The 10,157-nt window shown below is 72.9% G+C and carries 11 protein-coding genes and 1 pseudogene; 6 read left to right on the top strand and 6 right to left on the bottom strand.

Features of this window, described 5'->3' with window-relative positions:
• Positions 1–328: 328 nt before the first annotated feature.
• A complete protein-coding gene (locus tag ACFVYA_RS33625) occupies positions 329–1,777 on the bottom strand; it encodes a PLP-dependent aminotransferase family protein (protein ID WP_387050755.1) in 1,449 nt (482 codons plus the stop codon).
• Positions 1,778–1,838: 61 nt separating this feature from the next.
• Between ACFVYA_RS33625 and ACFVYA_RS33620 the strand changes: the two genes are divergently transcribed.
• On the top strand, positions 1,839–2,480 hold the full coding sequence (locus tag ACFVYA_RS33620; protein WP_387050753.1) for a YitT family protein: 642 nt from the start codon (positions 1,839–1,841) through the stop codon (positions 2,478–2,480).
• On the opposite strand, the gene ACFVYA_RS33615 is transcribed toward ACFVYA_RS33620, so the two are convergent.
• Together ACFVYA_RS33615 and ACFVYA_RS33610 are read right to left on the bottom strand one after the other, a co-directional pair.
• Positions 2,477–3,004, bottom strand: coding sequence for a Clp protease N-terminal domain-containing protein (locus ACFVYA_RS33615; RefSeq protein ID WP_387050751.1), 528 nt, complete (start codon positions 3,002–3,004; stop codon positions 2,477–2,479). The genes ACFVYA_RS33620 and ACFVYA_RS33615 overlap by 4 nt on opposite strands.
• A complete protein-coding gene (locus ACFVYA_RS33610; protein ID WP_004559389.1) occupies positions 3,004–3,213 on the bottom strand; it encodes a sigma factor-like helix-turn-helix DNA-binding protein in 210 nt (69 codons plus the stop codon). Before ACFVYA_RS33610 ends, ACFVYA_RS33615 begins: the two co-directional genes overlap by 1 nt.
• Before the next feature lie 91 nt (positions 3,214–3,304).
• Between ACFVYA_RS33610 and ACFVYA_RS33605 the strand changes: the two genes are divergently transcribed.
• Both ACFVYA_RS33605 and ACFVYA_RS33600 read left to right on the top strand, forming a co-directional pair.
• Positions 3,305–4,090, top strand: coding sequence for a protein phosphatase 2C domain-containing protein (locus ACFVYA_RS33605; RefSeq protein WP_387050749.1), 786 nt, complete (start codon positions 3,305–3,307; stop codon positions 4,088–4,090).
• A gap of 34 nt (positions 4,091–4,124) precedes the next feature.
• A pseudogene (locus tag ACFVYA_RS33600) lies at positions 4,125–4,691 on the top strand (DUF998 domain-containing protein); the annotation flags it as partial.
• 78 nt (positions 4,692–4,769) lie between these two features.
• Here ACFVYA_RS33600 and ACFVYA_RS33595 read toward each other — a convergent pair.
• The gene (locus ACFVYA_RS33595) at positions 4,770–5,798 is read right to left on the bottom strand and encodes a D-cysteine desulfhydrase family protein (RefSeq protein WP_387050747.1); all 1,029 of its coding nucleotides are present in this window, start codon (positions 5,796–5,798) and stop codon (positions 4,770–4,772) included.
• Between the two features lie 27 nt (positions 5,799–5,825).
• Positions 5,826–6,383 (bottom strand): dihydrofolate reductase family protein, encoded by a 558-nt coding sequence (locus ACFVYA_RS33590; protein WP_285987857.1) that lies wholly within the window; start codon positions 6,381–6,383, stop codon positions 5,826–5,828.
• Between the two features lie 126 nt (positions 6,384–6,509).
• Here ACFVYA_RS33590 and ACFVYA_RS33585 point away from each other — a divergent pair, with 126 nt between their 5' ends.
• The 3 genes from ACFVYA_RS33585 to ACFVYA_RS33575 are packed head-to-tail and all read left to right on the top strand — an operon-like array spanning position 6,510 to position 9,294.
• Positions 6,510–7,886, top strand: a complete 1,377-nt coding sequence (locus tag ACFVYA_RS33585) for an amidase (protein WP_387050745.1) — start codon at positions 6,510–6,512, stop codon at positions 7,884–7,886.
• Complete coding sequence (locus tag ACFVYA_RS33580) at positions 7,853–8,428, top strand: TetR/AcrR family transcriptional regulator (protein ID WP_387050743.1); 576 nt, start codon at positions 7,853–7,855, stop codon at positions 8,426–8,428. The genes ACFVYA_RS33585 and ACFVYA_RS33580 overlap by 34 nt, the downstream gene beginning before the upstream one ends.
• Entirely contained in the window at positions 8,428–9,294 is an 867-nt protein-coding gene (locus ACFVYA_RS33575) for an oxygenase MpaB family protein (RefSeq protein ID WP_387050741.1), read from the top strand. Before ACFVYA_RS33580 ends, ACFVYA_RS33575 begins: the two co-directional genes overlap by 1 nt.
• Before the next feature lie 254 nt (positions 9,295–9,548).
• Here ACFVYA_RS33575 and ACFVYA_RS33570 read toward each other — a convergent pair whose 3' ends face one another.
• The gene (locus ACFVYA_RS33570; RefSeq protein WP_387050758.1) at positions 9,549–10,100 is read right to left on the bottom strand and encodes a CGNR zinc finger domain-containing protein; all 552 of its coding nucleotides are present in this window, start codon (positions 10,098–10,100) and stop codon (positions 9,549–9,551) included.
• Positions 10,101–10,157: the final 57 nt, after the last annotated feature.

Raw genomic sequence — 10,157 nt, 5'->3', positions numbered from 1 at the left:
CACACACCACATACTTCCCGCCCGCCCGCCGGCGCCGGGCGGGGTCGTCCCCGGGCCCGGGCGCCGCGGCCCCCCGGGGCCCCCGGGACCCACACCGGGTGCGCTCCGGGAGCCCTTGCTCACCGCGCCGAGCGAGGACTCGCAGTACCGCGAGCGCACCTGAGCCGCCGGCTTCCCGGCACGTCGAGGGGCTGTGCCGGGAAGCCAGCGGTACCCGCGAACGGGGTCACGTCCGTGAGCGGGTGTGTGGAACACGAACCGGTGCGCTGGATGCACATGAACGCCGCCCATCCCTGGGAGCGGGCTCGCATCCAGCGCACCGGTTCGTTCATGCGATGGGCGCGTCCAGGGAAGCCGGGGTGCCGCGGACCGACGCTTCGGCCGCGCTCAGCCGCCGGACCGCTTCGTCGATCCGGTCCGGTGGCAGCGAGAACGGCAGCCGGATCCAGCGCTCCAGCCCGCCGTGGACGCCGAAGCGCGAGCCCGGCGCCACCTGGACGCCGTGGCTCGCCGCCGCCACCGCCAGGCGCGAGCTCACCGGCTCCGGCATGCGGCACCACAGCGAGAGGCCGCCGTCCGGCAGCGTGAACGTCCAGTCCGGGAGGTGCCGGTGCACGGCGGCGGCCAGCGCGTCGCGGTAGCCGCGCAGCTCCTCGCGCCGGCGGCCCAGCAAGGTTTCGTCGGCCATCAGCTCGGTCAGCACGAGCTGCTCGAACACCGGCGACCCGAGGTCGACCGCGTAGCGCGCCGAAACCAGCCGGCCGAGCAGGTCCTCCGACGCGCGGATCCAGCCGAGCCGCAGGCCGCCCCAGTGCGTTTTCGACGCCGAGCCGACGCAGATGGCCAAGTCGCCTGCGAACGCGGCCAGCGGCGGCGGCCCGTGCAGGGGATCGCCCTCCAGGTCCAGCTCGACGAGCGTCTCGTCCACCACGACCGGCGTCCGGGCGCGGCCCAGCACGGTCCCGAGCCGGGAGCGGCCTTCGGCGTCCAGCCGCAGGCCGGTCGGGTTCTGGAAGTCGACGACGAGGTAGGCGAACCGCGGGGACGCCTGGCGCAGCGCCGCGTCGACACCGGCGATGTCCCACCCGCGCGCGCCGCTCGGGTCGAGCGCCACCGGCACCGGGATCGCGTGCGCGGCGCGGATCGCCTCCAGGGCGTTGGGGTACGTCGGCTGCTCCACCAGCACGCGGTCGCCGGGGCCGGCGAGCATCCGCAGGACCAGGACGAACGCGTGGTGCGCGCCGTTGGTGACCATCACCTGCGCCGGCGTCGTCGGCAACCCGCGCTCGGTGTAGCGCCGCGCGATCCGCTCCCGGAGGCCGGGCAGGCCGCGCTCCTGGTAGCCGTGGTCGCCCAGGTGGTCGGCGAGCCGGACGCGGGCCGCGTCGACCGCCGCGGCCGTGCCCGGGATGGCCGGCGAGGACGCGTGGGTGAAGTCGATCGAGCCGGCACCCGCCGGCGCCAGCGGACCGCGGCGGCGCCGTCCGGGCGCGGCGATCCACGACCCCGCGCCGCGGCGGCTCGCGACGAACCCGTTCTCCCGCAACCGGTCCAGCGCCGCGCCGATCAGCGTCCGGCTGGCGCCGAGCGCGTCGGCCAGCTCACGCTCGGCGGGCAGCCGGGTGCCGAGCGGGAGCTGGCCGTCCAGCACCTGCAGCTCGAGGGCCGCGGCCAGGTCGGCCGCTCCCTGCCGGGAGCCGCCTTGCCGCCACGAGCCCAGCATGACGGCCAATCGGGGCCCGGAAATACGTCCACCTACCGGGAGCACGGCTTCCATAAGGCCAATATCCTGGAATTGGCTATGGTTTACAAGGCCACTTCCCCGCGATAGTGGAGACGTGGCTCAGACCGACCTCCGGCCCGTCCGGATCTCCCGTGACCCCGCCCGCCGCAGCGTCCAGCTGCTCGCGGGCCTCGCCCTCTACGGCACCAGCGTCGCCCTCGTCACCCGCGCCGGCCTCGGCCTCGAGCCGTGGAGCGTGCTGGCCGAAGGCGTCCTGAAGCACACCGGCCTGACGTTCGGCACGGTCACCGGCCTGATCTCGGTGGCCGTGCTGCTGCTGTGGATCCCGCTGCGCCAGCGGCCCGGCATCGGCACCATCGCGAACGTCGTGATCATTTCGGTCATGGTCGACGTCGTCCGCGCGGTGCTCCCGGACCAGCACGACCTGGTGTGGCAGATCGTGCTGCTGGCCGGCGGGGTGGCGCTCAACGGCGTCGCGACCGCCACCTACGTCGGCGCCCGGCTGGGCCCCGGCCCCCGCGACGGCCTGATGACCGGGCTCGCCGGGCGCACCGGCTGGTCGGTCCGCCTGGTGCGCACCGGCATCGAGGTCACCGTGGTCGCGGCCGGTTTCCTGCTCGGCGGGACCGTCGGGATCGGCACCGTGCTCTACGCCCTCGCCATCGGCCCGCTCACCCAGGCGCTGCTGCCTTGGACCACCTGGCGGGAACAGCAGGAGCGCCAGCAGGGTCACTAACCCGCCTTGCGCTGCTGCACGGCCCGGCGCAGCGTCTGGTAGTCCGCGCCGCGCCGGGCGAGCACGTCGTCGGTGCCGCGCTGCTGAGCCAGCGCGAGCAGGATGTGTTCCTGGCCGAGGTGCTTGTCGCCCAGCCGGACGGCTTCCTTGAGGCTCAGCTCCAGCGTCTTCTTCGATTGTGCGGTGAAGGGGATGTGCCCGCGCTTGGCCGGGCCGAGCCGTCCGGACAGGGCGCCTTCGCCGTGGGTCTGCTCGACGCGTTCGACGATCTGCTCGACGTCGATGCCGAACTCGGTGAGCGCCTCGGCGTCGGCGTCGCTCACCCCGCCGCGGCGGCGGGTGCGAGCCAGTTCGGCCGCGATGTCGTCGGTGGACACGCCCAGCTCCGCGAGCACCTGGACGCCGGTCTTCACCAGCCCGGCGAGCAGGTGAGCCGGGCCGATCTCCACCGAGCCGGACTCGCGCGCCACGATCTGCGCCTCGACCACCGCCATCCGCGCGTCGGCCGTGAACCTCTCGAACATCAGTGCCTCCCGTACTTCTTGTGCACGGCCTGCCGGCTGACCCCCAGCTCGGCGGCGATTTCCTGCCACGACCAGCCGTGCACCCGCGCGCTGCGGACCTGCACGGCCTCCAGTTGTTCCAGCAGCCGCCGGAGCGCGGCGACCGCGCGCAGCCCCACCCGGGGATCGCGATCACCCGCCCGGGCGGCCAAATCCGTCGCTTCCGTCATGGTCGTCAACCTACGTTGACATCTCGCGCCTGTCAACCGAAGTTGACACCTTCAGCGCGAAGCCCCGGGAGGGGCGACGTACAGTCGGGTGATGCCCGAGATCGCGATCGCCGAGCGGGCCGGGGTGGGCGCCGACGGCCACCCACGCCCCACCGAGGACCACGTCGTCGTGCTGGACAACGCGGTCCTGGTCCTCGACGGCGCCACCTCGTCGGACCCCGCGCAACCCCCGGGCGGCTGGTACGCCGAACGGCTGGCCCGGCGCCTCGCCGACGACCTCCGCGCGGCCCCGGAAGCCGACCTGACCGAGGTCCTGACCAGCGCGATCGCCGCGGTCACGGCGGAACACCGGCTGCGGCCGCAGTGCTCGCCGTCGAGCACGGTCGCGGCCGTGCGCTGGCTCGAAGACCGCGTCGACGCGCTCGTGCTGGCCGACAGCCCGGTGGTCGGCTTCGGCGGCTTCGGGATCGACGTCGTCTCGGACGACCGGCTCGCCCGGCTGCGGCGGCGCGGGATGCTCCAGACCGGCGCGGACGTCCGGCGCCGGCGCAACGCCCACGACGGCTTTTGGGTGGCCGAAGCCGACCCGGGCGCCGCGGCGCACTCGGTCCGGCGCAGCTGGCCGCGGGCCGACGTCGACGCGGTGCTGCTCGCCAGCGACGGGGTGTCCATCGGCGTCGACCAGTACCAGCTCTTCGACTGGCGCGAGGTCCTGGCAGTCACCCGGGCCGACGGGCCCGACGCCGTGCTGGACGCCGTCCGCACCGCCGAGAAGCAGGATCCGGACGGCGAACGCTGGCCCCGGCCGAAGCGGCACGACGACCAGGCGCTCGTCCTGGTGGATTTCAATCAGGGGGTTATTCAGGGTCTTCCCTGATCACGGGGGTCGCGTTTCCCGAGACCCTGGATGCATGGGGACGGAAACGGGGAAGCGCACGAGACCGTGGCGGCTCGTTGCGCTGGGTGCGATCGGGTGGGGCCTGTTCACGGCCGTGGTGCTGCACGTGGTCAGCTCGCGCAACCCGGTGTACGACACGTTGTCGAGCTACACGGTGACCGATCGCGGTGAAGGGATGCTCGCGGCGAGCCTGTTTTCACTGGCCGTCGGGTCGCTCGGGGTGCTCGGTGCCCTGCAGGTCGCCGGCGTGCCGCTGTCGCGGACGACCCGGCTGCTGCTCGCGTTGTGGGCACTCGGGCTGGCCGCGGCCGCGATCTTCCCGGCGAGCTACCCCGAAGCGCCGGACCCGGTGAGCGGCGAGATCCACCTCTACGCGTGCCTGGTCGCGTTCTGCAGCCTGCCCGGCGGGGCGATCTCGCTGCTGGAGCCGCTGCGGGACCGGCCGGAGCGGGTGGCGCTGGTCCGGGCGATCCGGCTGACCGCGGGGGCATTCACGCTCTTCGCCCTGAGTTTCGTGTTCGTGCGGCTGAGCGAGGCCGGCGTGACGCCGTTCCGCGGGATCTCCGACGCCTTCCCCATCGGCGTCATGCAGCGGCTGCTGCTGCTCGCCGACGTCGTGCTGCTGGGCACGCTGCTGTGGCTGGCGACCCGGCTGGAATCAGCCTTCGACGGCCGCCGCGAATTCGGGCGCGTAGCCGTACAGGCCGGGCATGCCGCCGGTGTGCAGGAACACCACGTGGTCGTCCGGGGCGAAGTGGGCTGCCCATTCGATCAGCGCGGCGGCCACTTTGCCGGTGTAGACCGGATCGAGCACCACGCCTTCGGTGCGGCCGAAAAGCCGTAGGGCGTTCCAGACCGCGTCGGTCGGGATGCCGTAGCCGGGGCCGAGCGTGGAATCGCCCATCCTCGTGTGCGCGAGCGACGGCGGTTCGACGCCGAGGAGCTTGGCCGCGCCGTCGACGAGGTCGCGGAGGTTCTCCGTGGCCTCGCCGAGCGGGTGGCTGACGCAGGCGATGCCGACGCCGAGGTTCTTGAGCAGCGCGGTCGCCAGTGCCACCCCCGCCGCCGTGCCGCCGCTGGCGTGCGGGACGACGAGGTGGGCCCGCTCGATACCGCGTTCTTCCAGCTGCTTCGCGAGCTCGTAGGTGGCTCGGACGTAGCCGAGAGCGCCGAGGTCGTTGGAGCCGCCGACCGGGATCGTGGCGACCTTCCGGCCGTCGGCGGCGGCTTCGGCGACCAGGCGGTCGTAGGTGCGGCCGGTCTCCTCGCCGTCGGCGCAGACGTGGACGGTCGCGCCGAAGAGCCGGTCGAGGGGGAGGTTGCCGCCGCGTTCGTACGCCTCGCCGTCGCGCGGGACCTTGGCGGTGAGCACGAGTTCGCAGCGCAGGCCGAGCTTCGCGCACGCGGCGGCGGTCTGGCGGCCGTGGTTGGTCTGGAGCGCGCCGAAGGTGATCACGGTGTCCGCGCCGGCTTCCCGGGCCGCACCCAGGTGGTATTCGAGCTTGCGGAGCTTGTTGCCCCCGGCGCCGAGGGGGTGCACGTCGTCGCGCTTGAGCAGGAGGTTCGGCAGGCCGAGGGCTTCGCCGAGCCGAGGCGCCTCGTGCAGCGGGGTCGGCCAGCCGCCCAGGTCGACGCGGGGGATCGCGGCCAGCGCGGCGTCGGGGAATCCGGCGAAGTCGAACGTCATCGGCCCTCCAGGCTCGGCTTCTAACCACTATAGGGAGTTAAGCACCGCGAAGCGGAGTTCGGTGACCGGCCCGACCTCGCGCACGCCGATGCGGCGCAGCGCGACGCCGTCGAGATCGGGGTCGCCGAACAACGGCAGTCCGGCACCCAGCAGCACCGGGGCGATCAAGACGTGCAGCTCGTCGGCCACCCGGGCGTGCACGGCCTGCCGGACCACGCTCGCGCCGATCACCTTGACGGCCCGGTCCCCCGCGGCCGCCTTGGCCTGCTCGACCGCCGAAGCGACCCCGTCGGTCACGAAGGTGAAGGTGAGGTTCTCGTCCTGGGCGGGCAGCACGGCCGGCGGGGTGTGGGTGACGACGAAGATCGGGACCTGGAACTCGTAGTTGCCGACGTACCAGTCCGGGTCTTCGGCCATCGCGTACGACCGGCGCCCGAGGACGACCGCGCCCGTCTCCCGGATCAGGTCGGTCATCCACTCGCTGCCGCCGGACGCGGCGGGGTCGGACAGCGGGGCCGTGCCGCCGTGGCGGTCGGCGACGAAACCGTCCAGCGACATGCTCATGCCCGCGTGCACCGTGGCCATGGGTTCTCCTCATGTAGTCGTTGGACGGGTAGACGTCCGGCCGGGGGAAAGCTCATCGGAGGTAGCCGAAGACCGTCGGTATCCGGTAACGTTCGTTCGAACGAACGAGAACCTCCGGGGGCCGTCATGACCGCTACGAGCCTTGATTTCACCGGCCTCGCCGCCCAGGCCGCGCAACTCGCCGCGGGGGAGATCACCTCCGCCGAGCTCACCGCGGCCGCGCTCGGGCGCGCGCACGCGAGCCAGGCCACGCTCAACGCGTTCCGGTACCTGCGCGACGACGAAGCCCTCGCCGAAGCCGCGGACGCGGATCGGCGCTTGGCGGCCGGCGACCGCGCTCCCCTGCTCGGCGTGCCGCTCGCGATCAAGGACGACGTCGACCTCACCGGCCTGCCCACCGCGTTCGGCTGCGCCGGCGAATTCCCGTGCGCGACGGCCGACGCGCCCGCCGTCGCGCTGCTGCGCGAAGCCGGAGCTGTGATCATCGGCAAGACGAACACCCCCGAGCTGGGCCAGTGGCCGTTCACCGAGGGCCCGGCCTTCGGCGTGACGCGCAACCCGTGGCACCCCGGCCACACCCCCGGGGGTTCTTCGGGCGGGAGCGCGGCCGCGGTGGCGTCGGGGGTCATCGCGGCCGCGCTCGGGTCCGACGGCGCCGGCTCGGTGCGCATCCCGGCCGCGTGGACCGGGCTCGTCGGCATCAAGACCCAGCGCGGCCGGATCCCCACCGGCGGCGAGCTGTTCCACGGCCTCACCGTGCTCGGCCCGCTGGCCCGCACGACCGAAGACGCCGCCCTGCTGCTCGACGCCGCGGCGGGGACACCCGGGGTGTTCCGCGCGGCCGCCGTGCGCGAGCCCGGCAAGCTGCGGATCGGGCTGTCGACGCGGATCCCGTTCACCGCCACCAAGACCCGGCTCGACCCGGTCGTCGAAGCGAACGTCCGGCGGCTCGCCGAGTCCCTCGCCGGGCTGGGCCACGAGATCGTCGAGGTCGAGCCGGACTACGGCCTGATCGGGCTGACGTTCCTGCCGCGTTCGCTCACCGGCGTCCGCGACTGGACGCTGCGGGTGCCCGACCGCACCGGGCTCGACCCGCGCACGCGCAGCAACGCCGGCCACGGCCGTCTCCTGGCCGGGCCCGCGCTGCGGCTCGCCCGCGCCCTCGAGCCGGGCCTGCACCGGCGGATCGGCTCGGTGTTCGGCCGCGTCGACGTGCTGCTGACGCCGACCACCGCGACCCCGCCGCCGCCGGTCGGCACGTTCGACGGGCTGTCGGGGTGGGAGACCGACCAGGCCATGATCGCCGCCTGCCCGTACGCTTGGCCGTGGAACGTGCTGGGCTGGCCGGGGGTCAACGTCCCGGCCGGGCTCACGGCCGACGGGCTCCCGCTCGGGGCGCAGCTGCTCGGCCCGTCGCACGCCGAGGAGCGGCTGATTTCGCTTGCCGCGCAACTGGAAGAGGTCGAACGGTGGCCGGAGCGGCATCCCGCGACAAGCTGGTGAGCACCCGGGACGCCATCCTGCGCGGCGCGCTGACCGTCGTCGGCGAACACGGGGTCGGCGGGCTGACGAACCGCCGGATCGTCGCCGCCGCCGGCGTCTCGCTCGGCACGCTGACCTACCACTTCGCGAGCCAGACGGCGCTGCTGCGCGAGGCGATGCTGCTGTTCGCCGAGGAGGAGACGGCGAAGCTCGGCGCGATCGTCGACGACTACCGGGAGAAGGGGCTCAGTGTCGAGCAGGCGGCCTCGGTCGTCGAGCACGTCATCGCGCAGCTGCCGTTCGGCGCCGACGAGCTCGGGGCGCACGAGCTGTACCTCCAGTCCGCCCGCGATCCCGAGCTGCACGAAGCTTCTTCGCGCTGCTTCGCGGCGTACGACGAGCTGGCCGTGACGATCTTGGAAGCGCTGGGCGTGCCGGAGCCGCAGCGGCTGGCCGGTCCGGTGGTGGCGCTGATCGCGGGGTTGCAGCTGCGGCGGCTGGCGACCGGAGAGACGGACACGCCGGTGGCCGAGCCCCTGATGATGCTGCTCCGCGGAGCTTGATGGCTCGGCCGATCGTCCGCGGGACGGCGGCGTGGAAGTACTTCGGCGACTTCCGCGACGGGCTGCTGGCGGAGCAGGTCCTGGTGCTGCAGGTGGCGCACCCGGTCGTCGCGGCGGGCGTGCGGGATCATTCGGACTACACATCGGATCCGTGGACGCGGCTGATGCGGACGGTCGCGTCGCTGTCGATCTACGTCTACGGCGGTGCGGCCGGTGCGCGGGTGGAAGCCGCGCGGTTGCGCGCGTTGCACCGGACGTTCACGGGCGTTGCGGACGGGCGGCGCTACAGCGCGCTCGATCCCGCGGCGTATGCGTGGGTGCACGCGACGCTGGTGAAGGCACCGGTTGACGCACAACGGTTCTTCGGGCGACCACTGTCCACATCGGAGCTTTCGGAGTATTACGCGCAGATGCGCGACATCGGGCTGGTGCTCGGCGTCCGGGAGCGGGATCTGCCGCGGGATTGGGCGGCGTTCGAGCGGTACTACGACGCGATGGTGGCGGGTTTCGGGGTGAACCCGGCCATCGACCAGCTCTTCGAGACGATCCGGACGGCGCCGAAGCCGGTGAAGGGGCTGCCGGATTCGTGGTGGCGACGCTTGCAGCGGGAGCAGCTGTTCCTGGTACGGGCCACTTTGCCGCCTTCGTTGCGCGAGACGCTCGGTCTGCAGTGGACGGACGTGGACCAGCGACGTTTCACGCGGTTCGCGGCGGGTGTCCGGATCGCGAGCAGGCCGATCCCGGCGTGGGCGCAGACGGCACCCATGCGGTGGGTCGGGAAGCTCAACGTGTGGCTGCGCGCGCACCCGAAGGTGTATCGGGCGTTGGTCCGCGGCGACGGGCCGGGTGCGCGGCCTGACCTCTGACCACGACTGAGGGTGACACGCGTGGTTGAAGGCGCATCTCGCGTGACCAGGAGCGCAACTCGCGTGATTCGAGGCGTAACTCGCGTGATTGGGGAGCGATCTCGCGTGACTGGAGGCGTAACTCACGTGATTGAGGGGTCAACTCACGTGATTGAGGGGTCAACTCACGTGACTGGAGGGACGACACGCGTACCTGGACGGACGACACGCGTGCCTGGGTGGACGACACGCTTGGGCGGGGGTTACCGGGTTGGTCAGTTGCGGGTGACTGTTCGGGCGTAGTGCGCGCGGGCCTTTGCCCGGTTTCCGCACCGGGCCATCGAGCACCACTGGCGGTTGCGGCGCGGTGAGGCGTCGCAGAACCGCTGGCCGCAGTCGTCGGCCGCGCAGATGCGGACCTCCGCGTCGCTCGTGGCCAGGTCGATCGCGTCCGCCGCCAACGCCGCGAACGCCGCCGCCACCGGGTCCTTCGGGGCCGGGACCTCCCGGCGCAGCACGCCACCCACCAGTGCCAGGCGCGGTGGGGGCGCCGGGGCCGAGGCCGCCGCGTTGTTGACCAGCTCGATGTCCATCTTGTCCGGCACCTCGGGCGGGAACAGCACCCGGTCGATCGCCTCCCGCAGCGCCTTCGCCGCCAGCACGTTGCCCGCCGTCACCGGCACCGGGCCCGTCGTCAGCCCCGCCAGCGAAAGCCACTCGGCCAGCGCGTCCGGGCCGGTCAGCAGCTCCACCCCCGCCTCGTGCCGGCTGCGCATCGTGTTGACGAGGTCGAGGCACGGCCGTCCGCCGTCGAAGACCCATTCCATGTCCATCACTCTAACCCTTGAAGATAGTTAGAAGCAGCGCTACCGTCTAACCCTATG

Source organism: Amycolatopsis sp. NPDC058278, assembly GCF_042881395.1.
Classification (GTDB): Bacteria; Actinomycetota; Actinomycetes; order Mycobacteriales; family Pseudonocardiaceae; genus Amycolatopsis.
The sequence above is the reverse complement of the archived record's forward strand: the minus strand, read 5'-3'. Positions and strand labels throughout refer to the sequence as shown.